The organism is Sphaerimonospora mesophila (assembly GCF_001417795.1).
GTDB classification, from domain to species: Bacteria; Actinomycetota; Actinomycetes; order Streptosporangiales; family Streptosporangiaceae; genus Sphaerimonospora; species Sphaerimonospora mesophila.
This window is the reverse complement of the sequence record NZ_BCBX01000033.1, coordinates 109,899-136,442: the sequence shown is the minus strand read 5'-3', so window position 1 is coordinate 136,442 and position 26,544 is coordinate 109,899. Positions and strand designations below refer to the sequence as shown.

At 70.6% G+C, this 26,544-nt stretch carries 22 protein-coding genes; 6 read left to right on the top strand and 16 right to left on the bottom strand.

What is annotated here, in order from left to right:
* Nucleotides 1–30: 30 nt before the first annotated feature.
* The 3 genes from ligA to AP234_RS10650 all read right to left on the bottom strand — a co-directional run bounded on the left by ligA (nucleotide 31) and on the right by AP234_RS10650 (nucleotide 4,157).
* Nucleotides 31–2,244 (bottom strand): NAD-dependent DNA ligase LigA, encoded by a 2,214-nt coding sequence (gene ligA / locus AP234_RS10660; RefSeq protein WP_055479443.1) that lies wholly within the window; start codon nucleotides 2,242–2,244, stop codon nucleotides 31–33.
* A gap of 272 nt (nucleotides 2,245–2,516) precedes the next feature.
* Nucleotides 2,517–3,011, bottom strand: a complete 495-nt coding sequence (locus AP234_RS36075; RefSeq protein WP_152990349.1) for a hypothetical protein — start codon at nucleotides 3,009–3,011, stop codon at nucleotides 2,517–2,519.
* A 126-nt stretch (nucleotides 3,012–3,137) separates the two neighbouring features.
* Entirely contained in the window at nucleotides 3,138–4,157 is a 1,020-nt protein-coding gene (locus AP234_RS10650; RefSeq protein WP_055479441.1) for a methionine synthase, read from the bottom strand.
* Nucleotides 4,158–4,175: 18 nt separating this feature from the next.
* Here AP234_RS10650 and AP234_RS10645 point away from each other — a divergent pair, with 18 nt between their 5' ends.
* Nucleotides 4,176–4,808: an MBL fold metallo-hydrolase gene (locus tag AP234_RS10645; protein ID WP_055479440.1), complete on the top strand. Its 633-nt coding sequence runs from the start codon at nucleotides 4,176–4,178 to the stop codon at nucleotides 4,806–4,808.
* A gap of 181 nt (nucleotides 4,809–4,989) precedes the next feature.
* Here the strand turns inward: AP234_RS10645 and mnmA are convergent, their stop codons facing one another.
* Nucleotides 4,990–6,039 (bottom strand): tRNA 2-thiouridine(34) synthase MnmA, encoded by a 1,050-nt coding sequence (gene mnmA, locus AP234_RS10640; RefSeq protein ID WP_055479691.1) that lies wholly within the window; start codon nucleotides 6,037–6,039, stop codon nucleotides 4,990–4,992.
* 141 nt (nucleotides 6,040–6,180) lie between these two features.
* Between mnmA and AP234_RS10635 the strand changes: the two genes are divergently transcribed.
* A complete protein-coding gene (locus tag AP234_RS10635) occupies nucleotides 6,181–7,221 on the top strand; it encodes a DUF695 domain-containing protein (protein ID WP_055479439.1) in 1,041 nt (346 codons plus the stop codon).
* Between the two features lie 294 nt (nucleotides 7,222–7,515).
* Here the strand turns inward: AP234_RS10635 and AP234_RS10630 are convergent, their stop codons facing one another.
* The gene (locus AP234_RS10630) at nucleotides 7,516–8,673 is read right to left on the bottom strand and encodes a cysteine desulfurase family protein (protein ID WP_083501978.1); all 1,158 of its coding nucleotides are present in this window, start codon (nucleotides 8,671–8,673) and stop codon (nucleotides 7,516–7,518) included.
* Nucleotides 8,674–8,777: 104 nt separating this feature from the next.
* Between AP234_RS10630 and AP234_RS10625 the strand changes: the two genes are divergently transcribed.
* Together AP234_RS10625 and AP234_RS10620 are read left to right on the top strand one after the other, a co-directional pair.
* Nucleotides 8,778–9,269 (top strand): TetR/AcrR family transcriptional regulator, encoded by a 492-nt coding sequence (locus tag AP234_RS10625; protein WP_055479438.1) that lies wholly within the window; start codon nucleotides 8,778–8,780, stop codon nucleotides 9,267–9,269.
* Nucleotides 9,270–9,508: 239 nt separating this feature from the next.
* Nucleotides 9,509–10,783: an MFS transporter gene (locus AP234_RS10620; RefSeq protein ID WP_063842857.1), complete on the top strand. Its 1,275-nt coding sequence runs from the start codon at nucleotides 9,509–9,511 to the stop codon at nucleotides 10,781–10,783.
* 361 nt (nucleotides 10,784–11,144) lie between these two features.
* Here the strand turns inward: AP234_RS10620 and AP234_RS10615 are convergent, their stop codons facing one another.
* From AP234_RS10615 to AP234_RS10570, 10 genes are all read right to left on the bottom strand, one after another.
* Complete coding sequence (locus AP234_RS10615; protein WP_055479437.1) at nucleotides 11,145–12,098, bottom strand: electron transfer flavoprotein subunit alpha/FixB family protein; 954 nt, start codon at nucleotides 12,096–12,098, stop codon at nucleotides 11,145–11,147.
* 10 nt (nucleotides 12,099–12,108) lie between these two features.
* On the bottom strand, nucleotides 12,109–12,888 hold the full coding sequence (locus tag AP234_RS10610) for an electron transfer flavoprotein subunit beta/FixA family protein (RefSeq protein ID WP_055479436.1): 780 nt from the start codon (nucleotides 12,886–12,888) through the stop codon (nucleotides 12,109–12,111).
* 253 nt (nucleotides 12,889–13,141) lie between these two features.
* Nucleotides 13,142–14,530 (bottom strand): serine/threonine-protein kinase, encoded by a 1,389-nt coding sequence (locus AP234_RS10605; RefSeq protein WP_083501977.1) that lies wholly within the window; start codon nucleotides 14,528–14,530, stop codon nucleotides 13,142–13,144.
* Nucleotides 14,531–14,572: 42 nt separating this feature from the next.
* Nucleotides 14,573–16,627, bottom strand: a complete 2,055-nt coding sequence (locus AP234_RS10600; RefSeq protein ID WP_055479688.1) for a serine/threonine-protein kinase — start codon at nucleotides 16,625–16,627, stop codon at nucleotides 14,573–14,575.
* An 11-nt stretch (nucleotides 16,628–16,638) separates the two neighbouring features.
* A complete protein-coding gene (locus AP234_RS37895) occupies nucleotides 16,639–18,840 on the bottom strand; it encodes a serine/threonine-protein kinase (protein ID WP_055479435.1) in 2,202 nt (733 codons plus the stop codon).
* A 106-nt stretch (nucleotides 18,841–18,946) separates the two neighbouring features.
* Nucleotides 18,947–19,456, bottom strand: coding sequence for a YbaK/EbsC family protein (locus AP234_RS10590; RefSeq protein WP_055479434.1), 510 nt, complete (start codon nucleotides 19,454–19,456; stop codon nucleotides 18,947–18,949).
* Nucleotides 19,457–21,139: an FAD-dependent oxidoreductase gene (locus AP234_RS10585; protein ID WP_055479433.1), complete on the bottom strand. Its 1,683-nt coding sequence runs from the start codon at nucleotides 21,137–21,139 to the stop codon at nucleotides 19,457–19,459.
* Between the two features lie 35 nt (nucleotides 21,140–21,174).
* Nucleotides 21,175–22,017, bottom strand: coding sequence for a M55 family metallopeptidase (locus tag AP234_RS10580; protein ID WP_055479432.1), 843 nt, complete (start codon nucleotides 22,015–22,017; stop codon nucleotides 21,175–21,177).
* Nucleotides 22,018–22,021: 4 nt separating this feature from the next.
* Nucleotides 22,022–23,251, bottom strand: a complete 1,230-nt coding sequence (locus AP234_RS10575) for a DUF6395 domain-containing protein (RefSeq protein ID WP_055479431.1) — start codon at nucleotides 23,249–23,251, stop codon at nucleotides 22,022–22,024.
* A 15-nt stretch (nucleotides 23,252–23,266) separates the two neighbouring features.
* Nucleotides 23,267–23,662 (bottom strand): hypothetical protein, encoded by a 396-nt coding sequence (locus AP234_RS10570; protein ID WP_235558095.1) that lies wholly within the window; start codon nucleotides 23,660–23,662, stop codon nucleotides 23,267–23,269.
* Between the two features lie 229 nt (nucleotides 23,663–23,891).
* Here AP234_RS10570 and AP234_RS10565 point away from each other — a divergent pair, with 229 nt between their 5' ends.
* Together AP234_RS10565 and AP234_RS37145 are read left to right on the top strand one after the other, a co-directional pair.
* Complete coding sequence (locus AP234_RS10565) at nucleotides 23,892–25,331, top strand: ATP-binding protein (protein WP_200926389.1); 1,440 nt, start codon at nucleotides 23,892–23,894, stop codon at nucleotides 25,329–25,331.
* A 41-nt stretch (nucleotides 25,332–25,372) separates the two neighbouring features.
* Nucleotides 25,373–25,510, top strand: coding sequence for a hypothetical protein (locus AP234_RS37145; RefSeq protein WP_160330410.1), 138 nt, complete (start codon nucleotides 25,373–25,375; stop codon nucleotides 25,508–25,510).
* Between the two features lie 190 nt (nucleotides 25,511–25,700).
* On the opposite strand, the gene AP234_RS10560 is transcribed toward AP234_RS37145, so the two are convergent.
* Nucleotides 25,701–26,474 carry an enoyl-CoA hydratase-related protein gene (locus tag AP234_RS10560; RefSeq protein WP_055479430.1) on the bottom strand — a complete coding sequence of 258 codons (774 nt, stop codon included), beginning with the start codon at nucleotides 26,472–26,474 and terminating at the stop codon, nucleotides 25,701–25,703.
* Between the last annotated feature and the right edge of the window lie 70 nt (nucleotides 26,475–26,544).

The window sequence follows — 26,544 nt, the reverse complement described above, 5'->3', positions numbered from 1 at the left end:
CTCGGCCACCGCCGCCCGACCGCTCCTGGTTCATTCCTCTGGGGTGACGGCAAGGGGGCGGGCGGCGTCGGGCCCCTTCTCCAGGAGGACATGGAAGCCCTCCTCATTGAGGATGGGGATGCCGAGCTTGACGGCCTTCTCGTATTTGGAGCCGGGGTTGTCCCCGACCACCACGAAGCCGGTCTTCTTCGACACCGCCGAGGTGACCTTGCCACCTCGGCCGGTGATCGCCTCGCTCGCCTCGTCGCGGCTGAAGTCGGCCAGCGTGCCGGTGACGACGAACGTCAGGCCCTCCAGTGTCCGCACCTCCAGCCCGGCCGGGGCCTCGTCGGCCATGCGCACCCCGGCGGCCCGCCACCTGTCGACGATCTCGCGGTGCCAGTCGACCTCGAACCACTCACGGATGGTGGCCGCGACCCGGGGGCCGATGCCCTCGACGGCCGCCAACTCCTCCTCCGAGGCCGACGCGATCGCGTCGAGGGAGCGGAACTCCTCGGCCAGCGCCCGCGCGGTCGGCGGCCCGATGTGCCGGATACTCAGCGCGACCAGCACCCGCCACAGCGGCTGTGCCTTGGCCTTCTCCAACTGCTCCAGCATCGTCTGGGCGTTCTTGCTGGGATCGCCCGACTTGTTGGCGAAGAAGCTGACGACCTTCTGCTCTCCGGTCTCGGGGTCGGTCTTCGGCAGGCCGGTGTCCGGGTCGCGGACGACCGACCGGATCGGCAGCAGCCGGTCCATCGTGAGGTCGAACAGGTCGGCCTCGGTGCGCACCGGCGGCTCCTGCGGCGGCAGCGGCTGGGTCAGCGCGGTGGCCGCCACATAGCCCAGCCCCTCGATGTCGAACGCGTTGCGCCCCGCCGCGAAGAAGATGCGCTCACGGAGCTGGGCCGGGCAGGCACGGGCGTTCGGGCAGCGCAGGTCGGCGTCGCCCTCCCGCTCGTAGGCCAGCTCGGTCTGACACTCCGGGCAGTGGGTCGGCATCGTGAACGCCCGCTCGGTGCCGTCCCGCAGGTCGGCCACCGGACCGACGATCTCGGGGATGACATCGCCGGCCTTGCGCAGCACTACGCTGTCGCCGATGAGCACGCCCTTGCGCTCGACCTCGAAGGCGTTGTGCAGGGTGGCCCGCTCCACGGTCGAGCCGGACACCACGACCGGCTTCATCACGGCGTACGGCGTGACGCGGCCGGTGCGGCCGATCCCGACCTGGATGTCGAGGAGCTTGGTGGTGACCTCCTGCGGCGGATATTTGAACGCGATCGCCCATCGCGGCGCCCTGCTGGTCGAACCGAGCTGCCGCTGCACGGCGATCCGGTTCACCTTCACCACCACGCCGTCGATCTCGTACTCCGGATCGTGGCGGTGCTCGGCGTAGTGCGCGACGAACTCGCGGACCTCGTCCAGCGTCCGGACGACCCGATAGCGGTCGCTGACCGGGAAACCGTAGGAGCCGAGCAGCTCGTACATCTCCGACTGGGTCTTGGGCGGCTGAGCGCCCTCCCACTTTCCGACGCCATGGACGATCATCCGGAGCGGCCGCTGCGCGGTGACCCGGGGATCCTTCTGCCGGAGCGAGCCCGCCGCCGAGTTGCGCGGATTGGCGAACGGCGCCTTGCCCGCGTCCATGAGCTGCTCGTTGAGCCGCGTGAAACCCTCCACCGGCAGGAAGACCTCGCCGCGCACCTCCAGCAGGTCGGGCACGTCGTCGCCGGTCAGCCGGTCCGGCACATCACGCAGCGTGCGGACGTTCGGCGTGATGTCCTCACCTGTGCGTCCGTCGCCACGGGTGGCGGCGCGCACCAGGCGTCCTTTCTCGTACACGAGCGCCACGGCCAGGCCGTCGATCTTCAGCTCGCACAGGTAGGGCCCCGGGTCGGCCTCGATCAACCTCTGGGCTCGCGCCTCCCAGCCCGCCAGATCCTCGTCGTCGAAGGCGTTGTCGAGGCTCTCCATCCGCTGCAGGTGGGTGACGGCGGCGAACTCGGTGGAGATCGGCGCACCCACCTTCTGCGTGGGGGAGTCGGGCGTGCGCAGGTCGGGGTGCTCCTCCTCCAGCGCCCTGATCTCTCCCATCCACCTGTCGTATTCGGCGTCGCTCACGGTGGGCGAGTCGAGCACGTAGTAGCGCCAGTTGGCATCCTCGATCAGTTCCGCGAGCTCGGCGTGCCGTTCCCGCGCCGCCGACGGCGCGGCCTCAGCCGGCGCGGCCTCGACCACCGCGCCCTCGTTCACCTGCTCGGTCACGCCCGTCTCCCCTCGTCAGCTGCCCAGATGGACGACCCAGGGAAAACGGTATCTCCGCCGACCGACATTCGACGCCGCGACCGCCCACAAGCGGTGCGGGAGCCGCACCGAGGACAGGGTGCGGCTCCCGCTGATCGGCTCCGCCGAAGGTCGCGCCAGACCACGCGGCACCTCGGCTCAAGAGCGATCCAGAAATACGGTAGACCGCTCCTAGCCGACTTTCATTCCGTTTTGTCCGGCCCCCTCGGCTCCGTGACCGGCTCGGCTGAGGGTCACCTTCCGCCCTGGGCCCAGACCTGCCGCCACCGCGAGCACTTCCCGGTGATCCTCTTCGAGGTGCCCCGGCAGACCTGGGCGTTGGCGAGCAGTATGTATCCCGTGTTCACGCGGAACGCGCGCGGCTTGGAGTGCGAGCAGTTGCGGAACTTCGCGGTGCGGTACCTGCCGCGGTCCGTCAGCCACTTGATCTTGATCCAGGTGCACGTACGGGCCCCGCTTCTGTCGTAGAGATCGCCCGAGATGCGCATGCCCGACCTGCCGGACCTGACGTTGCCGATGGCCCAGCCTCTGGCGTCCGAGGACGCGAACGGCCCCCAGCGCCAGACGGAGGCGGCCGAGGCAGCGGAAGCGCTGGAAGTGGCGGAGGTGGCGGAGGCGGTGGACGCGGTGGACGCGGCCGAAGCGGCGGACGGGTAGGTGGCGACGAGTCCTGCGCCGAGAACCGTGGACAGAGCTGCGGTGAGCAGAAGGCGCGGAGCGCTTCGCATGGATCTTCTCCTGAACTGTGGACTACCAGCACGTCAAGAGATAGGCGATCGCGCTTGCAGAACACTTACAGATGAGCCTGGCCCCCGGCGGCACAACCGTGTCGTCCGTCGCTCCCGACCGTCATCTCACCCGTCAGCGGGGTCTTCGCGCAGCACCCGGGCGGCGTCCCGGCAGCGGGCTAACGCGGCACGCGCATAGCGCGGCGAGGCCCCGGCGAGCCCGCACGCGGGCGTGAGCACCACCTGCTCGGCGAGCCGCGCGGGGGTGAACCCGAGCCGGCGCCACAGCTCCAGCGCGGGCTTGGCCACCACACCGACGTCGGGAAGCCTGCTGTCGGTCCCCGGCACGACTCCCAGGAAGAACGCGACGCCCGCCTCGATCGCCTCGCCGATCGCGTCCTCGTCCCGCCGCCGCAGCAGCGACGCGTCGAGCGAGATCCCACGCGCCCCGGCCGTACGGAGCACCTCGAACGGCACGTCCGGCGCGCAGCAGTGCACGATCGGGAAGACGCCGTCGCCCAGCGCGGAGAGCACCGCCCTGAGCCGCTCGCCCGCGATCACGGCCTCGACGGCCGGCAGCCGCCCGAACCCGGAGGAGGTCGGCACCGTGCCCGCCAGCGCTCCCGGCAGGCCGGGCTCGTCGAGCTGGACGACCACACGGGCTCCCGGGACCCGCCGTCGCACCTGCGCCACGTGCCCGGCGATCCCCTCGGCGAGCGACTCGGTCAGGTCCCGTACGGCTCCCGCGTCGGCGAGGGCCTTGTCACCGTGCCGCAGCTCGACGGCCCCGGCGAGGGTCCACGGGCCGCACGCCTGGATCTTCAGCGGGCCCGCGTATCCCTGGGCGACCTCCTCCAGCCCGTCGAGGTCGCGGGCGAGGTGGTCGCGGGCGCGCTTGAGGTCGCGGCCGACCCCGTCGGTGAACCGCCACCCCGACGGCTGCACCTCCACCGGCAGCTCGACCAGCAGCGAAGCGCTCCTGCCGATCATGTCGGCGCCGACGCCCCGGCCGGGCAGCTCCGGCAGATACGGCATCGGCAGCTCGCCGAAGGCCGTACGGAGGGCCTCCATGTGGGCCTCGCGGTCGTCGCCCGGATGCGAGCCCACGCCGGTGGCCGTGGCCTCCTCCCATGGATAATCCTGCACGGCACTAGCTTAGGCACTATGAGACTCACCAAACTCGGGCACGCGTGCTGGCGGCTGCAGAAGGACGGTTCGACCCTGGTGATCGACCCGGGATCGTTCAGCGGGGAGGGGCTGCTCGACGAGGCGAGCGCCGTACTGATCACCCACGAGCATTTCGACCATGTGGACGCCGAGCTGCTGCGCAAGGCGGCCCCGGACCTGGAGATCTTCACCTGTCGGTCGGTGGCCGATCAGCTCGGCGAGATCCCGGCGAAGATACAGGTGGTTCGGGACGGCGATGCCTTCACGACGGCGGGGTTCGGGGTGAAGGTGGTCGGCGAATGGCACGCGCTCAACCATCCGGACGTGCCGGTCGTGCAGAACGTCGGTTTCCTGGTGGACGAGGAGGTCTTCTACCCCGGTGACGCGTTCACCCCGCCCGGCGTCGAGGTGCCCACGCTGCTGGTGCCGACGAACGCGCCGTGGATGAAGACGACCGACATGGTCGCCTACCTCCGCGAGGTCCGCCCGCAGCGGGCCTACAGCACGCACGACGGCCTGCTCAACGAGGTCGGGCTGAAGGTCGTCGACAACTGGATCGGCATGGAGGCCGACCGTCAGAAGGCCGACTTCCGCCGCATCCCGGTCGGCGAGTCCGTCGAGGTGCCCTAGAGCATCGGTCAGGTGTCGTCACCGCTGCCGCGGCTCCGGTCACTGCGCCGGGAGGAAGCTCCGGTCCACTGCGAAGCCCGCCGGTCGCGGGCTTCCCGTGCGGTCCTCGCTCCCTCCCGTTCCGCTCCCTGCCCCCGGATGGCAGCTACCTGATCGACTCTCTAGTCGATCGGCCGGTCCGTCAGGCGGCCGAGGCGATCGTGGCCGACCCGATGACCACGTCGCCGTCGTAGAGAACGGCACCCTGGCCGGGGGCGATGCCCGTGGCCGGGGTGTCGAGCTCGATGTGCAGCTCGCCGCCCGACAACTGGGCGCGGCAGCCGTACACCTCGCCGTGGGCGCGCAGCTGCACGGCACAGACGATCGGCTCGTACGGCTCGGGCAGCGGGCCGTTCCAGACCGGCCGCCCGCCCACGATGATCCGCACCTGGAGGGAGTCGCGCGGCCCGACCGTGACCGTGTTGGACACCGGTTCGATCGACAGCACATAGCGCGGCCGTCCGTCGGCGGCCGGGTGATCGATGTGCAGGCCCTTGCGCTGGCCGATGGTGAAGCCGTACGCACCCTGGTGGTTGCCGACGACGCGGCCGGTCAGCGCGTCGACGATCGGCCCGTCCGCGGCTCCGAGGCGCTCGGCGAGGAACGCCTGGGTGTCGCCGTCGGCGATGAAGCAGATGTCGTGGCTGTCCGGCTTGTCCGCCACGGACAGCCCACGCCGGGCGGCCTCGGCCCGCACCTGTGCCTTGGTCGAGTCGCCGAGCGGGAAGATCGCGTGGGCGAGCTGCTCACGGGTGAGCACGCCCAGCACGTACGACTGGTCCTTGCCCTCGTCGACGCTGCGCCGCAGCACGCCGTCGACGAGCCGCGCATGGTGGCCAGTGGCGACCGCGTCGAAGCCCAGTGCGAGGGCCCGGTCGAGCACGGCCTCGAACTTGATCTTCTCGTTGCAGCGCAGGCACGGGTTGGGGGTGCGGCCCGCCGCGTACTCGTTGACGAAGTCCTCGACCACGTCGCGGTGGAACCGTTCCGCCATGTCCCACACATAGAAGGGAATGCCGATCACGTCGGCGGCGCGCCGGGCGTCGCGGGCGTCCTCGAGAGTGCAGCAGCCGCGCGCGCCGGTCCGGTACGACTGGGGGTTGGACGAGAGCGCCAGGTGGACGCCGGTGACGTCGTGGCCGGCCTCGGCGATCCGGGCGGCGGCCACGGCGGAGTCCACCCCGCCCGACATGGCCGCGAGCACGCGCAGCCGGCGACCGGGCCGGCCGGCGCCAATGGGGTCCCCTGTGGTGTGAGCCATAGCGTTTCGAGATTACCTCCGCAGCGGGCCCACGTTGGCATCGGCGGTGTGGAGCTGGGAGGATGCGGGGTCATGCGATTGTTCGGGCGCGAGAACACGCCGGCCGATGCGGCCAAGGCCATGGCGGATTTCTGGACCTGGTGGGCGCAGGCCCGCCCGGAGATCGACGCGCAGGTCGAGGCGGGGAACGCCGAGGCGCTCGCGGAGGCGCTCGAATCGGCCGTCAACGCCATGCACCCGTCCCTGGTGTGGGAGATCGCACCGGGCGGCACGGCAAAGTACGCGCTGGTCGTCAGCGCGTGCAACGACCCCGAGCTGCGGTCGTTCACCCACCGGTGGGCGCTTGCCGCGCCGCCCGCCGACGAGCTGTGGGAGTTCCACCCGTCCAGGCAGGCCAAGCCGCAGGCGGCGGAGCTGTCCGTCGAGGTCGAGGGCCGGGAGTTCGACCTGAACCGGCTGGTGGTGGCCGTACAGGCGCCGCCGAACGCCCCCCGCGCCGAGGTTTCCGTCTTCCATCCGATATTTCCGGACCTGGAGGACGAGGCCCGGATGGACGCCTCGCTCATGGCGCTCGACTGGCTGCTGGGCGAGGACGACGTGGCCCGCTGGGTGGGCGAGATCGTCCCGGCGGAGTTCGAGCCGATCGACGCGTTCCCCGCGATCCACCTGCCCGGTGTGATCGCCGATCTGGCGAAGGGCTTCGCGGACGAGCAGTGGATGCTGATGGAGGGCAAGACCGCCACCGGCAGCCGGGTGACCGCCCTCGCCCGCTATCCGCTCCGGCCCGTCGACCACCCGCTCAACGACCAGCACATCGCGATCGGCCTGCCGTACCGGAACTCCGACTCCGACGGGCAGCCCTCGGGCGAGTCTCTCGACGCGCTGCGCGACTTCGAGGAGCGGCTCACCGGCCTGCTCGGCACGCTCGGCACGGCCGTGCTCGCCGCGCACATGAGCGCCGACGGCGTGCGGACCCTGCACGTGTACGCCGATCCGAAGGGCGAGGCGGCGAGCGCGATCAACGATCTCGCCGCGACCTGGAAGGAGGGCAAGGCCGAGGTCGAGGTGGCCGACGACCCCTCCTGGAGCGAGGTCGCCCACTTCCTCACCTGAGGGACGAAGGCGCGAGCCCACCCCTCACCCCGTGATCTTGCGATTTCTCGCAGAAACCAGCGGCTAGCTGCGGCGACACCTCCAGTGATCTTGCAGAAATTCAGTGGATGGCCGTGCGACCTGGGATTTCAAAGTTCGTGATCTTGCAGTCCGCCGCAAACTGCAAGATCACGGACCCTGTTTCCGCAGCTCAAGAACGATCCGTGCGAGTTTCTGCAAGATCACAAAAGGCGTTCTCGCAGGTAAAGCGGGACGGGTGCGAGAAACTGCAAGATCACCGCGGGATGGTCGGCATCAGATGAGGATGCCGGCACGTCTTGCCCGTTCGACGACGTGGCCGATGACCTCGGCCACGCGGTCGACGTCCGCCTTCGTCGAGGTGTGACCGAGCGAGAAGCGCAGCGAACCGCGGGCGCGGACACCGTCCTGTCCCATGGCGAGCAGCACGTGTGACGGCTGGGCCACGCCCGCCGAGCAGGCCGAGCCGGTGGAGCATTCCACGCCTTTGGCGTCGAGGAGCATGAGCAGCGCGTCACCCTCGCAGCCGGGGAAGGAGAAGTGGGCGTTCCCGGGCAGCCGATCGACCGGATCGCCGTTCAGCACCACGTCGGGCACGGCCTGCCGGACACGCTCGATCAGGTCGTCGCGCAGTGTCGACAGCCGTTCCGCGGTGGCGGCCCGGCTCTCGACCGCGGCCTCTACGGCCGCAGCGAACCCGGCGATCGCCGGGGCGTCGAGCGTCCCGGAACGCACGTCGCGCTCCTGACCTCCGCCGTGCAGTACGGGCACCGGGTCGGCGCCCCGGGCCAGCAGCAGCGCGCCGACGCCCATCGGCCCGCCGACCTTGTGGCCGGAGACCGTCATCGCGTCTACGCCCGACTCGGCGAACCCGACCGGAAGCTGGCCGACGGCCTGCACCGCATCGGTGTGCAACGGGACCCCGTGCTCGTGGGCGATGGCGGCGAGGATGCGGATCGGCTGTACGGTCCCGACCTCGTTGTTGGCCCACATGACGCTGACCAGGGCCACGTCGTCGGGGTCGCGCTCGATGGCCGCACGCAGCGTGTCGGGATGCACCCGCCCGTGCTCGTCGACCTCGAGCAGTTCGACGATCGCACCGTGCCGGTCGGCCAGCCACCGGGCGGGGTCGAGGGCGGCGTGGTGTTCGACCGCGCTGATCAGGATGCGTCGGCGTTCGCGTGCCCAGAACAGCCCTTTGATGGCCAGATTGTCGGCCTCTGTGCCGCCGGCGGTGAACACGACCTCGCTCGGGCGGGCGCCCAGCGCGCTCGCGATCGTCTCACGTGACTCCTCCACCACGCGGCGGGCGCGACGGCCGGCGGCATGCAGGGACGACGGATTGCCCACCTGTCCCAGCTGCGCTGTCATGGCCTCGATCGCCTCAGGAAGCATCGGCGTGGTCGAGGCATGGTCAAGATATGCGGTTCCCACGGCCCCTCCAGACCCGGCCTCAGCTGAACAAGCCTATCCGGGACCGCCGTTCAGGCGATCCCCGGATTCGCATACTGAACCGTCCAGACGGTATAGTACGGTCCATGAGAAGGGACGAGCTACTCGACGCGGCGGAGTGCCTGCTCGACGATCAGGGCGTCCAGGGCCTGACCCTGGCCGCGGTCGCCGAGCGCGCCGGCGTCAGCAAGGGCGGCCTTCTCTATCACTTCGCGAGCAAGGAAGTCCTGATCAAAGCCATGATCGAGCGCTTGATCGCGGATTTCGACGCGCTGGTCGAGGCGCAGCACGAACCCACGTACACCCGGGCCTACCTGGCCGCCACGTTCGAGGCCGTCGAGAGCGGCCGGCTGCGACGCTGGGCCGTGGTCACCGGGGCCGCGGGAGACCCCGGGCTGCTCGCACCGCTTCGCGAGGCGATGGCCCGCTGGCATACCCACGGGCTGGACGACGAGCCCGATCCGCTGACGTCCCAGGTCGTACGCCTCAGCTGTGAGGGTCTCTGGGACGTCGCCACCCACAGCCCCTCGACCATCGATTACGCGGCGGTCCACCGGCGGTTGCTCGAATTGCTGTAGCCGATCGTCATAACGACTCCCCGTAACGCCTGACCGCATCGCACCCGCCTCGCACCGCATCGCACGACCGCCCTGCCGAGCCGTACAGGTGCTCCGGCGGACACGTCTCGCCGTACGGCACCCGCCGCGCGCCTGCGCGCGGCCACGCGGTGGCGCCGGCCATCCTGCGCGGATCTCGGCCGCGCTCTCCCATCCCCCTCATCTCACACGCTTGAAAACTTCCAGGAAAGGAGGCCGTGATGACCCGCGCCCTGGGGGCGGCCCGTTACGGGTCGGTCCTCACGTTCGCTCTGGCCGGTCTGCTGTGCGGGACGTTCACCGTACGTCTGCCCGCGCTGGTCCACCGGCTCCAACTGACCGAGTCGTCGGTCGGCGTCGCGCTGCTCTGCTGGGGGCTCGGTGCGCTGCTCACCATGCAGCTCATGCGCGTCGTCATGGCCAAGGTCGGCAGCAGCGGCGTGCTCAGGGTGGCCGCTCCCCTGTGCGCCGCCTCGCTGGTGCTCGTCGCGGTGGCGCCCTCCTTCCCGACCATGGTCGCGGCCGCGACCCTGTTCGGCATGGCGTTCGGCGTCGTGGACGTGGGCATGAACGCCCAGGGCTCGACCGTCGAGCAGGCGTACGGCAGGCCGCTGATGAGCGGGATGCACGCCGGCTGGTGCGTGGGCGCGATCTCGGCGGGATTGCTCGGCACGGCGGCGATCGCGGCCGGCCTGTCCTTCACCGCCCATCTCGTGATGATCGCCCTGGTGTCGTTGCCCGCCTCGCTCGCGATCGGCCGCACCTACCTTTCGGAACCGGCCGCCGAAGGCACCTCCGGCACGAGGGGCACGTCGGGCAAACGGGGCAGAATGCCCGGCATCGTCTATCTGCTCGGCGCGATCACGTTCGGCGCTTTCATGATCGAGGGAGTCGTGGCCGACTGGAACGGCCTGTATCTCCTCGGCACGCTCGGCGCCCCCGAGTCCGTGGCCGCACTCGGCTACCCCGTGTTCGAGGCGGGCATGCTGGCGGCCCGGCTGAGCGGGGACCGGCTCCGCGACCGGTACGGCGCACGCGGCCTGATCGTCACCTCTGGGGCCGCCGCTGCGGCGACGTTCCTCCTCGTCATCGCCGCGCCGTCCGCTCCCCTCGCGGTGACCGGGATGTTCTTCGTCGGCCTCTCGGTGGCGACGATCTCGCCGATGGCGCTGTCGCTCGCCGGCACCGCGACCGACCGGCCGGGGCCGGCGATCGCCCAGGCGGGCGCGATGGGCTACGCCGGGCTCCTGCTCGGCCCGGTCGTCGTCGGTTTCCTGTCGACCGCGACCTCCCTGCGCGCCGCGCTGGGCATCGCGGTCGCGCTCGGCCTCCTCGTCGCGGTCGCCGGTCGCTTCCTTCCGGCGGTCATGAGGACCGCCGCCCCGCCCGCCGGGCGCGCGCGGCCGCATGAAACCGACGGCACGGCCGGCGATGCGGCCGACAAGACGGCGGCCGATGCCGGCGGGGTCCCCGAGCACCTGCCCGTCGCCGCGTGAATCCGGTCGGATCGACGGCCTCCCTGCCGGGAAGAGAGCGGCCCCCGACCGGGAAGAGAACAGCCCTCGGCCGGGAAGAGAGCAGCCCCCGCCAGGAAGAGAGCGGTCTCCCAGCCGTGAGGACACGAAACGCGAACGGCGCCGCACCACGGGTGGTGCGGCGCCGTCCGGCGTTTCGTTTCGGCGAACCGTGTCCGATCAGCCCGTTTCGCCATGCCCCATTGCGCTGTTTCCCATCAGCGCCGGGTCCTGTTCGCGCTGTGTCCCATCGCGGTGTGTCCCATCGCGCTGGGTCCCATTAGCGCTCTGCCCATCGCGCTGTGCCCGGCAACCCGGCGGCCGGGCGGCGTACGCGCGAGGGCTACTTGCGCTTCTCGATCTCCTCGGTGAGCTGGGGGACGACCTGGAAGAGGTCGCCCACCACGCCGTAGTCGGCGATCTCGAAGATCGGCGCCTCGGCGTCCTTGTTGATCACAACGATCGTCTTGGATGTCTGCATGCCGGCCCGGTGCTGGATCGCGCCGGAGATGCCGGCCGCGATGTAAAGCTGCGGCGCCACGGTCTTGCCGGTCTGCCCGACCTGGAACTGGTGCGGGTACCAACCGGCGTCGGTGGCGGCACGCGAGGCGCCGACCGCCGCGTCGAGAGAGTCGGCGAGCTTCTCGATGAGGGCGAAGCTCTCGGCCGACCCCACACCCCGGCCACCGGAGACCACGACAGCGGCCTCGGTCAGCTCCGGACGGGCGCCCTTCTCCTGCTTGACCCGCTCCACGATCCGCGCGGCACGGGCGGCGTCCGACAGGGCGACCTCCACCTTCTCCTCGGCGGCGGCACCGGCCGTCGCGACGGGAGCGGCGGAGTTGGGACGCACCGCCACGATCGGCGTGCCCTTGGCGACCCGGCTGCGCACGTTGACGCCACCACCGAAGATCGACTGGTCGGCGACGAAGCCCTCACCCAGACCCACCGCATCGGTGATCACACCGGAGTCCGTCTTGACGGCCAGCCGACCGGCGATCTCCTTGCCCTCGGCCGTGGCCGCGACCAGGACACCGGCCGGCGCCTTGTCCGCCACGAGCTTGGCCAGCAGCTCGGCCTTGGGCGCCACGACGTAGCCGGTGATCTCCTCGGCGTCCGCCACGTAGATCTTCTCCGCGCCGTACTCGGCGAGCTTGGCCTTGGCGGCGTCCGAGTAGCCGGGCCCGGCCCACACGGCGGCCGGCGCGCCCAGCGACCGGGCCAGCGTCAGCAGTTCGAGGGTGACCTTCTTGACATCGCCGTCGACATGCTCGACGAGAACCAGAACCTCACTCATTCCAAGCCCCTCACACGAACTTCTTCGACGCGAGGAACTCGGCGATCTTGGCGCCGCCGTCGCCCTCGTCCTTGACGATCGTCCCGGCCGCACGCGGCGGCGCGGCCGCGAAGTCGACGACCTCGCTCCACGCGTTCGCCAGCCCCACCTGGTCAGCGGAGATCTCCGCGTCGGCGATGCCGAGCGTCTCGACCGGCTTCTTCTTGGCCGCCATGATGCCCTTGAAGGACGGGTAACGCGGCTCGTTGATCTTCTCGACCACGGACACGACGGCCGGCAGCGAGGCCTCGACCTTGTCGTACCCGTAGTCGGTGAGGCGCTCGATGGCGATGGCCGACCCGTTCACCTCGACCTTCTTGGCCAGGCTGAGCTGGGGGACGCCGAGGCGCTCGGCCAGCATCGCGGCGAGCACACCGGTGCGGGCGTCGGTGGACTCCGAGCCGAGGACGACCAGGTCGAAACCGATCTTCTTCAGCGCCTGGGCCATGGCGTACGAGGTCGACAGCGCGTCCGAACCGTGCAGCGCGTCATCGCTGAGGTGGACGGCCTTGTCCGCGCCCATGGCGAGCGCCTTGCGGATGGTCTCGGTGGCCTTGCCCGGGCCCATGGTGAGCACCGTCACTTCGCCCCCGTGGGCCTCCTTGAGCTTCAGCGCCTCCTCGACCGCGTATTCATCGAGCTCGTTGACGACGCCGTCGGCGGCATCGCGGTCGAGTGTCTTGTCATCGGACCTCAGCTTGCGCTCGGTCGCCGTGTCGGGGACCTGCTTCACGCAGACGACGATGTTCATGGCCGGTGGCCGACCTCCCCTTTCCGTACGGCTGACGCCGCGATTTCGTTCCGTGCCGTGGGGTACGCACACGCTGGACGCACGACTTCCAAATGGGAGCCAAGGCTATGTTACCCGCGAGTAGCTTAGCCGCACCTCTCCATCGCCATCACGATACCGAAGCATGTTCCGGACCTATCGCAGCCCTCCTCCCCATCCGGCAAGCGCTGCCCACAGTCACATGCGCTTGGAGCCACAGGGGCTACGGACCGGATCAGCTCGCGACGACGAGGGTGATCAGCAGGAACAGCACGGTGGCGACGGCGAAGAGCAGCGTCATCGTGCTGAACAGCGAGCTGAGCAGTGCATAGACGGCGACGACGCCGACCCCGCCCGCGGCGTCGACGACCAGCCTGGCCCGCGCCCTGGCGGCCAGGCCGAAGGCGGCGTCGATCAGCACGCCGATGCCGTACAGCACGAGCAGGAGCAGTGAGATCTCGGGGAGGTTCCGCGAGGCCGCCGCGGCGAACAGGCCGACGACGAGGGCCGATCCGATGACCCACCGCCGGTGCAGCTTCTGCCGGTGCTTCGCCCGCGCGTCGAGGTGCCCCGCGTCGGGGCGCCCCTCCGGACGTCTCTCCCGGGGCCGCCACTCCCTGGTGGGCGCGGAGCCACGCGCACCGGGCAGCCCCTCGGCGAGCCCACCGGCGGGCCCGTCGAGCGCGGGCACGGCCGAAGGCAGCGGGGCCCGGACGGGAGAGGACACGACGGGCGAGGCGGCGGCGAGCCTGGCCACCAGGCTCGCCGCCGTCGGCCGCGCTCCGGGATCCCTGTCCAGGCACTCGGCCAGCAGCGGGGCGAGCCAGGACGGCACACCGGAAAGGTCGGGTTCGTGGTGGACCACCCGATAGGCGACGGCCGTCACGGGCCCGGTGCCGTACGGCTGCCGCCCGGTCGCGGCGAAGGCCACCGTCGCCGCCCAGGCGAACACGTCGGCCTCCGGCCCGGCGGCCCAGCCCTCCAGCACCTCGGGCGCCAGGTAGCCGGGGGTGCCGACGACCGCTCCCGACGCCGTGACCGACGCGGACTCCAGCGCGCACGCGATGCCGAAGTCGATCAGGTACGGCTCGCCGTCGGCGATGATGACGTTGGCGGGCTTGAGGTCTCGGTGCACGATCCCGGCGGCGTGGACACATTCCAGCGCCTCGGCCAGTCCGCGCGCGAGCCGGACGAGATCGTCCCCCTCGATCGGCCCACCATCGGCCATGACGACGCTGAGGGCACGACCCTGGACATATCGGGTCACGATGTATGGCCGGGAGCCGGTCAGGGAGGCGTCGAGGATCTCGGCGACGTGCGGGCCGCGCACCCGGCGCATGGTCTCCACCTCGCGCGCCAGGCGGGCGATCGCGCGGGAGTCGGAGGCGATGTGCGGGTGGAGCATCTTCACGGCGACCGTGCGGCCCTCCGGGTCGAGGGCCAGATGCACCTCGCCGAATCCGCCGGAGCCGAGCGTGGAGAGCAGGCGATACGGGCCGAGGAGCGCGGGTTCTGTCTCGAGACCGGATTCCGCGGCCTGGTCCGGCTGCTCGGAGTTCCCCTGATGGCTCCCCTGACGGTCCCCGTGTCGGGGGTGAGGGCTCAGGTGTTCCGGTGAACCCATTCCGCTCCTCCGCTCCTCCTCGGCTCCCTCCCGGGCGTCGGGTCAGTTCCAGAAGGTGAGGAAACCCAGGCCGATCCTGTCCATGATGTCACCGATGAGGCCGCCGACGAGGTTGACGACCGTGTCCTCGCCCCTGCGCCTGAGATCTGCCACGACGTGGTCGATCGCCACCGAGGGCGGTCGCCACGGAGCCCAGGAGGCGTCGGCAGACATCGCCGTCATCACCGCGAACAGCGCGACGGTGCCCACCGTGATCGTGATCACCATGCCGGCGCCGGGACTGCGGATCGCCGAGCTGAGCGCCCGCGAGACCGCCTTCCGCGGCGCCGATCCGCCCGGCAGGACGAACAGCCCCGCGACGAACGCTCCCGCGGCGTAGGCCGCGGCCGGATCGGTGCCCATCTTTCCGATGTACACGAGCCCGCCCCACACGCACATCGCGAACATCGCCGCCAGCGGGACCTGGATGAGCGTGGCGAGCGCCGACTTGATCAACGCCCAGGGTGTGCCCAGGATCGCCAAGAAGGGGTCCGCTCCGCTGCTCCCCCTGATCGATCGGCGTGCCGCGAGGTCGCTCAGCAGATGATGGCCCACGCGCAGGCACAGCGCCGCCACGACGGCGAACAGGCTCACGGTGACCGGCAGCAGGCAGGCCAGGGCCACGAGCACGACCAGGAGCAGCCCCGCGAGGACCGGGTGCGCGGCACGGTAGCGCGGCCGCGACGGGTCCCGCCCGTACGGCACGGCCTCCGCCGGCGGGGCGGTCGGACGCGCGACCGCCTGCGGCGGCACGGGCGGCGCGGTCGGCGGTGCCGCCACCTGAGGGGGTGGCGGGTAACCGGCGACCCGCTGGTCGGGATATGGCTGGTAGACGGCCGGCGGCGGGCCGTACCCCGGCGCGTAGCCGGGCTGGGCGTAGGCGGGCGGGCCATAGGCCGGCTGAACGTACCCGGGTGCCTGGCCGTGCCCCGGCGGGCCGTAAGCGGGCGGGACCGGTGCTGGGCCGGGTGCGGAAACGGGCCGCTGTCGCGTGTCCCGGCGGGGGCGCTCCGGCTCGACGTAGTTGACCGGCGGAAGCAGGTCGGCGTAGTCGTCGGAGCGGCCGTCCGGCAGGACGCCGGTCCGATCCGGCCGTGCCGAGGCGCTCGAATGTGCGGCCGCCTCGTCGATGACCGCGGTCTCGTCGTAGGCCGCCGGGCCGGGGCCCGCCCTGTCGCCGTCGAGGCTCGTGGCGTCGAGCAGCCGGGTGCCGCCGTCGCGCGCGCCGTTCTCGTGGAACGTGGTCACCGAGGGATCGAGCGCCCGTGACAGCTTGAGCAGCGAGGCGGCAGCCGGGCGGGCCTCGGCCTCCTTGGCCAGGGCCATCCGGAGCCACTCCCGCAGCCAGGCGGGTGCGAGGTCGAGCTGCGCTTTGCCCTCGAGCACGTTGTAGCAGACCGACTCGAACGTGCCGGATCCGAACGGCGGCCGCCCGGTCGCCGCGAAGAACACGGTGGCCGCGAGCGCGTGCACATCGGCCGCCTGGGTGATCTCGGTGTCCCGGATGATCTCGGGGGCGAGGTAGCCGGGGGTGCCGACGAACATCCCGGTCTGCGTCAGCCGGGTGGCGTTCACCAGGTGCGCGATGCCGAAGTCGATCACCAGCGGTTCGCCGTCGACGAGCATCACGTTGGCCGGCTTGAGGTCACGGTGGATGACGTCGGCCGCGTGGATGGAGACCAGGGCCTCGCACAGCCCGCGGGCGAGCCTGACGATGCCGCCGTCGTCGAGCGGCCCGTCCTCCAGCACGGTCTGCTCCAGCGTCCGCCCGGGGGCGTACCTGGTCACGATGTACGGCGAGGCGCCGGTCAGGTCGGCGTCGAGAACCTCGGCGACCCGCCTGCTGCGCACCCGGCGCATGGTCTCGACCTCGCGGGTGAGCCGGTCACGTGCCTTGAGGTCGGTCGCGACGTGCGGGTGCAGGACCTTGACGGCGACCTCGCGGCCCTCGCCGTCCAGACCGAGATGGACGACCCCCATGCCGCCCTCGCCCAGCCGGCGCAGCAGCCGGTAGGGCCCGATCCGCTCCGGAGCCTCCGGAGCTTCGATTGTCGACATGTCGTCCCCCGTCACCGGCTCCCCATGTGGACCCGCAGCTCCGAAAGGCGTTCTACTAGGGACAGAACGTCCACAGGCCCCCAAAAGTGCCCAGCAGTCTGTTTACCCACCAAACTCGCCAGTGCGACGAGCCCCACGAGCACGACCGCGGCCCCGATCCCCCAGACCATCCCGCGCGCCCCGCCGTCCCCCGGGGCGAGAGAGGTGAACGTCCGCCGCAGCTGACGGCGCGGCCCCTCGACCCCGGGCCCGGCGCAGACGGTCCACAGCGCCACCGCGAGCCCCCAGCTCAGCGCGGCCAGGACCGATGCCGACGGCACCAGCAGGGTCAGCAGCACCGTGACGGGCAGGCCGAGGACCAGTCCGTACGGCAGGAGCGCGATCGTGACGCCGATCGACTTCACGATCGCGTCCGGGCGGCCGAGCACCCCGATCAGGTCGGTGGGCGCGGCGCCGGCCGGCTTTCGGGTGTCGAGCCGCGATTGGACGATGTCGGCGGCCCGCAGCAGCACGACGGCCGGCAGCGCGAACACCCACACCAGGAGCGGCGCGATGACCGCTGCGCACGCCATGAGCACGAACAGCAGCACGGCGGCCACGGCGTACGTCTTGGATCGGTGCAGCACGACGCCGCCCGCGTGCGGCTGCGCCGGCGGCTGGAACGGCTGCTGGTACGGCCCCTGGAGATGCTGCTGGTGATGGGGCCGATAGGGCGGCACCTGGGCGGTGGGCAGAAAGGGTGCCTGCTGCGACTGCGGGATGTGCGGGGTCTGCTCGAAGACCTCCGCGGCCTTCCTGAAGATCTCGGGGGTCCGCTGCGCCTGCTCGGGGAAAGACTGCGAGACCGCCTGGCGTAATTCCTCCGAGGTGACCCGTCTGGTCGGGATGTCGCCCTCGGAGGTGACCCGCCTGGTCGGAATGTCCCCCTCCGGGGAGGTGGACGGCCGCGGCTGGATCGGACCGCCGGGCCCGATGCCCGCCCGGCGCAGGTCCTCGCCGGTCACCCGTACCGTCGGGAACGGATCGCCGCCCTGAGCCTCGGGCCGACCACCGGGCTGACCGGGGTGGACGGGTTGGACGGGCTGGACGGGGGCGGCACCGGATCCCGGTCTGCCGCGGAACACGGGGGTGTCCATGATCCCGGCCGTGTTCCCCTGGCCCCACGGCCCGCCGGAGGCCGGGACACCACCGGGAGCCGTGGCACCGCCGGGGGCCGTGGCACCGCCGGGGGCCGTGGCACCGCCGAGCGCGGACGTGCCGTCGAGGCCGGGTGAGTCCCCGAGCAGCGAGACGAACTCGTCCCGTCTCGGGGCGGAGGCCCCCGGGCCGGGGACGGCGACGCCGGGCGCGGGCCTGCTGCCGGTGTCGTCGACGTTCGGCACGGTGGTGATCTCGTCGGGCACGCGGGGTCGGCCGGTGGCCGGACCGGTGAGCCTGGCGACCCAGCCGGCCAGTTCCACCGCCGTGGGCCGTCTCGCCGGGTCGCGTTGGAACGCCGCACGCAGCAGCGGCTGGAGCGGCTCGGGAGCGGCCGCCACGTTGGACCGGCCGGAGGTGATGTTGTAGAAGATCATCTCCAGCGTGCCCTTGCCGAACGGTGACTGGCCGGTCGCGGCGAACAGCAGCGTGCCCGCCCAGGCGTGCACGTCCACCTCAGGACCCGCCTCGTGCCCCTCGATGATCTCCGGGGCGAGGTAGCCGGGGGTGCCGATGAACATGCCGGTCTGGGTGAGCCGGGTGGCGTCGACGGCCTGGGAGATGCCGAAGTCGATGAGCACGGGCCGGCCGTCCAGCATCAGCACGTTGCCCGGTTTGAGGTCGCGATGGACGACCCCGGCCGCGTGCACCGCCGCGAGCGCCTCGGCGATGCCGCCCGCCACCTTGAGCAGGGCGTCCAGGCCCAGCGGACCGTCCTGCTTGACGATCTCGTCGAGCGGCCGGCCGGGCACATAGCGCGTCACGATGTACGGCCGCAGGCCGGTGACGTCGGCGTCCAGGACCTCCGCGATGTGCGGGCTGCGCACCCGCCGCATGGTCTCGACCTCGCGGGAGAGCCGCCTGCGCGCGACGTCGTCCCCCGCCACGTCGGAGCGCAGGACCTTTACGGCCACCTCTCTGCCGCGTGGGTCGAGGGCGAGGTGGACCACGCCCATGCCGCCCTCACCGAGCCGCCTCAGCAGCCGGTACGGTCCCAGCCGGTCGTCCTGATTCATTGTCTAAGCACCATACCGACTAAAAGAACGCCCATGAGCGCACCAACGCGCCACATCCCTGGTCCACTCAACGGTCGGCATGGGACAGGGGTTTCCCAGGGGGTGGTCAGAGCGTGAGGGCGATGATCTCCGCGTTCGTCGCCTCGGCCAACTCCTTCCCGGAAAGTGCCAGCTTGGAACGGCGCACCCCGCTGCCGATCACGACGAACGACCGGTCGATCACATTTCGGTCAACGAGCACGGGCCACTCCTCGGGCAGCCCGATGGGGGTGATGCCGCCGTACTCCATGCCGGTCAGCGCGACGGCCTCGGGCTGCGGCGCGAACGACGCCTTCTTGGCCCCCAGGTGGCGGCGGACGACCCCGTTGATGTCCGCCCGGTGGGTGGCGAGGACCATGACGGCGGCGTATCGGGTCTCGCCGCCCCGTTTGGCCGCGACGATCACGCAGTTCGCCGAGTCCGCCAGGGCCACGCCGTACCGCTCGCAGAACGCGGCCGTGTCCGCGAGCTCGGCGTCGATCGGGGCGACCCGCGCCGCCACTCCTGTGATCGCCTTGGCCACCGGTTCCGCGAGCAGGTCGAGGCCGTCGGCGACGGGCATCCAGTCGAGACTCATTCAACCGTCCTTGATCACGCGTTCGTGCAGTTGTGCGACCACATTACGGGCGGATTCCAACGCCCCGGCCTGCCAGGCCACGAGGTGGGTGAGCCAGTCTCCGGCGAAGTAGACCCGCCCGGCCGGCCTCTGGAGCAGGCCGAACCCGCCTTCGTAGGACGGCCAGGCCGCCCACCCGCCCTCGATGTGCGGCTGGCGGCGCCAGTCGATCGAGACGCTCGACACCAGCTCGGTCCGGTACTTCTCCCCGTGGATCTTCATGCCCTGCGTGACCGCGCGTTTCTGCCGCTCCGCGTGGGTCAGCCGGCCGTAGGCGTCGGCGTCGGCCCCGAGGTTGTAGTAGCCGACCAGCAGCCCCCGTCTGCCGTGGAAGTCGTGTGAGGGGTACCAGATATGCGAGATGTCCAGATCGGTCTCGGTGATGCCGCCGTAGATCCGGTCGTCGGTCTCCCACCAGCGGCTGCGGTACTCCAGCCCGATCTTGCCCGCCGACACGGGCTGCGGGCTCCGCAGGGCGGCGACGACCCGGGCGTCCAGGTTGCCGGGGATCCGGGCCAGCACGTGCGGCGGGAGCGCGGCCACGCAGTAGTCCGCCCTGATGGCCGAGCCGCCCGAGTGCTCGATCTCCACGCCGTCGGCCAGGTTGGTGATCTTGTTGACCTCGGTCGAGGTGTGGATGCGGTCGCGGCCGACGGCGTCGGCCAGGCCGGTCACGATCGCGTCCATCCCGCCGACCGGCTGGAACATCGGCATCGCCTGGTCATAGGCGAGGGGGAAGCCGATCGTACGGCCGAGGCCGTACCCGAGCACCTCCGACAGCGGCGGCGGAGCGCCGAGCGGCACACCCTCCTCGATGCCGGGGTTCACCCGCAGGCCGCGCCGGTCGGAACCGGCGTAGTCGTAACTCCCGCCGATGTCTCCGAACCCGGACAGGAAGTCGAGCAGGGCGGCCTTGTCGCCGGAGGTCAGCCGCCTGTCGAGTGCTCCGGCGTTCGTGGCCTTCGCCAGAAGTTCACTGATATATCCGTACATGTCGGCACGGGCCGTACGCGCCCGGACCGGCGCCTCCATGCGTCTGTTGAAGACGTACGCGCTGGGGTTGTCGTTGACGAACAGCTCGATGGGCACGCCGAGCTCGCGGCAGTAGTCGAGCGTGACCATCCACTGGGCGATCCTCGCCGGTCCGGCGTTGAAGTAGACGCCCTCGCCGAACCGCGCCTCCTGAGTCCTGGCCTCCTGGGTCCTGGCCTCCCGGGTTCCGGCGGTCCCCTGTGCCCGCACCTGCCGCGCTCCCCCGCCCCCGGACGACGCGAGCGGATCGGGGAGCTCGGGCAGCAGGTCGCCGCCCCGGAGGGTGAGGTTGCGTCCGCCCACCCGGTCGCGGGCCTCGAGGACCGTGCAGTCGTACCCCGCCTTGCCCAGCTCGTAGGCGACGGCGAGCCCGGCGACCCCCGCCCCGAGGATCACCACCTTCGCCGCCGCCCGGCCGCGCAGCGCGAAATCGGACCGCTGGGGCGGCGTGTAGTCGCGCTCCTGGCGGTCGGGGGCGAGCCCGAGCACCCCCATGGCCGCGTACATCGCCCCCGCTCCCCCTGCGACGCCGAGCCCCACCAGGAGGGAGCGCCGCGTCAGTGATCCCCCGTCTCCCCTTTCACTCCTGCCCCCGTCCTCACCCTCGACCATCGGACCTCGTCACTCTCGAATCAGGCGTGCTTGGATCAGCCGTAGACGCCGCTGCCGCACGCCACCTGGCCGCCGATCATCGAGAAGATCCCGAACAGCGCCATGATGTCGTGGTAGTCGTCCGTGGTGAACTCGATGTGCCGTGGGCCCGCCTGCTTCACGCCCGGAATGATCGCGCAGGCCGCGGCGATCGCCGTGGAGTTCCACTCCACCCCCAGCGTGTACGGCGCGGGCACGACGTAGGGCCGGAAATCCGGCAACCGGCCGAGCGCCCGGGCGGCCCCCTCCCGGATCCGGCGCTGCGCCACGCCCGGCGGCAGCAGCTCTGCGGAGAACTTGTCGACGCCCTTCTTCACGGCGACGGTCTCGACATCGCCGAGCAGGTCCCTGGCCTCCTCGCAGACCGCCTCGTCACCGGTGACGAGCGCCACGGGCACGCCCAGCGAACCGGCGAATCCGGCGACCAGCCTGGTCTCGCCGCAGATCTCGCCGTTGAGGTGGACGTTGTGGATCTCCTTGCCCATCCACGTGTGGTTGAGCACGCCGTGCCGTACCCCTGCCCTGGCGTGGTAGCCGGCGAAGCAGGCGGCGGCGAAGTCGGGCGTCAGTCCCTGCCCCATGCGGTGCGGCTTGCCCGGCCCCCTGATCAGCGTGGCCCGCTCGTCGAGCAGGTCGATCCTGAGGTTCTTGGTGGAGCCGTGCGCGTCGTTCACGAGCACCGACCGCGCCCCCGCGTCGAACGCCCCCTGGATCACCGCGTTGGCGTCCCCGGTCATCAGCTCGCAGCCGCGTTCGTAGCCCCGGCCGCCCGCGTGCATCTCCTCCGGATCGGTGAGCCCGGTGACGCCCTCCATATCCACTGATAGATAAATCTTCATCCTGTTATGTCCCCCATGTCTCGACCCGGTGGGCCTCATCCCCGTCCATCAGCCCCACCGAGTCCACCATGTACGTGTCGACCTGCTTGCGCCAGCGCTCGGGGATCTCCTCGATCGCCGGCGGGTAGCAGTGCTCCAGCCAGCGGGTCGACTCGACGGTCGCCTGAAGATACTCGGCCGCCCGGGCGAACGGCGTCGTCTCGATGCCGGGCACGTGCGCGCAGCCGTACTCGATCATCTCCTGTCCACCGTACGGCGGTGGCTGCTGCCACTTGCGTGCGATGCCCCGGCCGGCAGTGATCGCCGTACGCAGCGGACGCCGCTCGACGGCGGCCTGGATCAGCTCCTTGTACAGGCACTTGTCGCATTCGCCGCACGGGCCGTCCCCCGATCCGCGCAGGCACCAGCGGACCTGCTCGCGCAGGTCGGAGGCGAGCGCGATCCGCATGGTGACGGCCTCGCTGACCCCGCCGACCGGCAGCACGACCGGCAGCCCGGCCGCGGCGAACAGCCGCCCCCACGACCCGTCCGCAGCCCACATCGGGTTCTCCGGACTGTAGCGGTGAACGTAACGGTCACCGCCGAGCCAGCGTGAGCCCAGTTCGTACCCCAGGGCGATACCCCCCAGGTCCAGTTCGTCGGCGAGCAGCAGCGCGCCCACCGCCACCGCGTGATGCTCGGGGTAACCGGGCCGGGGGAAGCTCAGCACGAACTCCAGATCGGACTGGACGATCGTGAGCTCCCGGCCGGTCCGCCGCGCCAGGCGGGCGAGCACGTCGGAACGGTAGTGGGTCCACCGGTTGGGCACCCGGGGGTGGCTCACCCGCTGGAAGTGCACGAACGGCGCGTCCGGGAAGATGTCCGCCACCGCCACCGAGTCTGCGCCGCCACTGTAGGAGATCGCCAGCCGCGCCCCGTCCCGCCGGTCCTCGCCCAGCGGCCCGGCGTCCACGCCCCAGCCGGTACGCAGCGCCTCCGCCAGGCCGGCCGAGATCGGCCGGTCGAAGCTCACCCTCCGCCTGGTCCACGGCGCCACGACCGTCCAGGCCGCCACCGCGAGCAGATCGGGGTGGACGTACGGCTTTCCCGCTTCCTTGGGCAGCCTGACGTGGCACGAGTTAGTGCGCAGCTCGAGACGCTGGCCGTCGGCGCACATCCCGATGGTCTCGTCCTCCGGATGGAGCAGGAAGGCAAGCCGCCAGACGCCGTCGTCGAAGGTCCACTCCACCCGCATGAGCCGTGCCCCTCGCTATCCGACATGTTCCGCGTGCTCGATGTGGCGGACCTGCTCGGCCACCGGAACGCGCGCGGACAGGTCGTCGATGGCCTGCCAGACCCGCACCTCGTTCTGAAGCACCTTGTCCAGCGCGTCGGCGGTCTCGGTCGCCAGCCGATGCGCCTCGGCGACCCGGGGATCGCGGGCGGGGGCCGGCGCCGCCGACGCCTTGGCGGTCTTCCGCAACCGGTCGACCTCGTTACGCAGGGACACCACCTCGCGGCGGAGCATCTGGACCTCCCAGAGCGCGTCCTTGATGTCCCGCCGGTGATCGGCCTTGGTGACGTATCTCGCGTCGATCCGGGACCGCACGCGTCTGGAGATCGGGGCAGTGAGGGGGGCCAGCACTCGCCTGACGAACCGCATCATGAATCGCCACGATAGCCGCAATCCAGCCCGAGCAAGGTCAACAACCGTCAACAGACCAAATCACCCAGATGAGCCCTGCGCCGTGGATGAACCACCTAGGTGACTATATGATCAAGTATGTCCCCATCCGACCGGAACCGGTACAGCCTGTAGCCAAATGTAACCAGCAGCACGACAAATGTAACCAGGACCGCCGCAAATGTAACTCGCCTGTGGTTACATTTGGTGTGTGCAGCAAGATCTGAGTGAACTCGTCGATCGACTCCGTCACACCGGAGGCGACCACACCGAGGTCGAGGTGAAGTCCGCGGCAGGAGGGCTGCCACAGTCGCTCACGCCCACCCTGAGCGCCCTGGCGAACCATCCGGGAGGTGGGACCGTCATCCTCGGTCTCGATGAGGCGACGAGATTCCGGCCTGTGCCGCTGGCGGATCCGCAGGCACTCAAACAGGGTCTGGCGCAGAAGGCGAGATCGTTCACACCGCCTGTCCAGCTCACGATCAGCGACGGGGAGGTCGACGGAGCACCAGTGATCGTTGCTCGGGTTCACGAGTGCGACCCTTCGGCGAAACCATGCCGGATCACCGCGTCGGGCGCTGCGTACATCCGGGGCTACGATGGCGACTTCCGGTTGTCCGCTCTTGAGGAGCAGGCATTCCTGGCTGCCAGGCAGCCGCCGATGTTCGACCGCAAACCGGTAGAGGGGGCCACCCGGGCTGATCTCGACGGTGATCTCGTCGCGGCCTTCCTGCGCTCGACGCGTGACCGCGATCCGCAGGGCCTGGGTCGTTTCCGTGACGATTCCGAGTTGCTCCGGCGTGCGGGCGTGACCCTTGCCGACGGCACACCGACTGTCGCCGGCCTGCTGGCCTTGGGAGTCCATCCTCAGGAGTGGTTCCCGCGCTTCGTCATCCAGGCTTCGGCAGCACCGCTCTCTACGGATCCACCGGGCTCGCGAGCACGGAACCAGACGACGATCACTGGACCGATTCCCCGGATGCTGGATGAAGCACTCGCCTGGGCTCGGCGAAGTTTCGACATGGTGATCGTGTCGACGCCAGACGGTAGCGTGCACGATCGACCCGCATACCCATATCTCGCATTCCGCGAGATCATCGCCAACGCCCTTCTTCATCGTGATCTCGATCACTGGTCGGCCGGCATGGCGGTGGAGGTCCGCCTCCTCCATGATCGGCTGATCATCTCCAATCCGGGTGGGCTGTACGGGATCACGGTGGAGCGACTTGGTCACGATGCCGTTACCTCTGCTCGCAACGCGCGACTTGTCGCGATCTGCCAGCATGTCCGTACCCCTGAAACGGAAGCCAGGGTGGTCGAGGCTCTCGCCACCGGCATCCCGATCGTCACCAATGCTCTGGCGGACGCCGGGCTCCCGCCCGCCCATTACGTCGACGCGGCCATTCGGTTCACAGTCGTGCTGCGGCAGGGGGGCCGAGAGGCCCGGCCGGGTCATGACCTGAACGAGACCGAGCTGCGGGTTTATGACGCTCTGGCGGCCGCTGAACGCAATGTCACGGAGTTGGCGCAGGAGCTGGGCCTGTCCGCACCCAATGTTCGAAAGGTCCTGCGACACCTCAAAGCAAGGGGCCTTGTCGAGCAATCGGGGGGACGCGGTCGGCCGACAAGCTACCGGAGGATTCCGGAGTAAGCCGTTTTCGGGGATTCCTCACAGGAACCAAGGAGCCACCCGTGCCCCGCCGAGTGCCCAGCGGGACACGGCTGGCAGGCCACGCCCTGGAGCGCCTGCTGGGCGACGATCCCGCGCTGGGCTCCTCGGCCTATCGCCGGGAGCTGCGCGAGGTCCTGCAGACCAGACCCTTGCCGTGAGAGAAAACGCACATAGCTGTGCTGGATGTGTGTACGGCTTCTACCGACGGGACGCCCCACTCGCAACCGCGTTGCCGGGCGGGCCTACCTAGGCCTGCAGAATCTGGCACGCCAGCAGGGACGCCCGACTGATGAACTGACTGACTACGGCTCATCCCGCCGACTGCCGAGTCCGGCTTGGCCGGTGAACTCAGCGGCCGGTGAATTTGGGACGGCGCTTCTCGGTGAAGGCGGTCATGCCCTCACGGGCGTCCTCGGTCGCGAACAGGCCGGAGAACTGGAGCCGCTCGATCTCCAGACCGGTGTCGAGGTCGGTCTCCAGCCCCTGGTCGATCGCCTGCTTGGCGGCACGCACGGCCGCCACCGGCCCCTGCGCGAAGGTGGCGGCCAGTTCAAGGGCGGCCGTGTAGACCTCGACATCGGGCACCACCCGGTCGACCAGGCCGATGGCGAGCGCCTCGGCCGCGTCCACGTGCCGCCCCGTGAAGATCAGGTCCTTCGCCCTGGCCGGGCCCACGAGCCGGGGCAGACGCTGGGTCCCCCCGGCACCCGGGATGATCCCCAGCGTGATCTCGGGCTGCCCCAGCTTGGCGCTCTCGCCCGCGACCCGGAAGTCGGCGCAGAGGGCCAGCTCGCAGCCGCCGCCCAGGGCGTACCCGGTGATCGCCGCGATGACCGGCTTGCCGATGCGGGCGACCGCGGTGAAGCAGTCCTGCAACGAGCGCGACTGGACCGCCATCTCCGCGTACGGCATGGCGGACATCTCCTTGATGTCCGCCCCGGCCGCGAACGACCGCTCGCCTCCGTAAAGGATCACGGCGTGCACCTCGGGATCGGCGTCGACCATCCGTGCGGCCTCGGCGATCTCCTCCTGCATCTGCCGGTTCAGCGCGTTCAGCTTCGGCCGGTCCAGCCGGATGGTGGCGATATGGTCGGCGATCTCCACGCTCACGAACTCACCCATGCGCCATCACCCTTCCACCGGTTCGACCGGCCGCTTCGACTTCTTCGTCAGGCACCACCCTAGGGTGGTG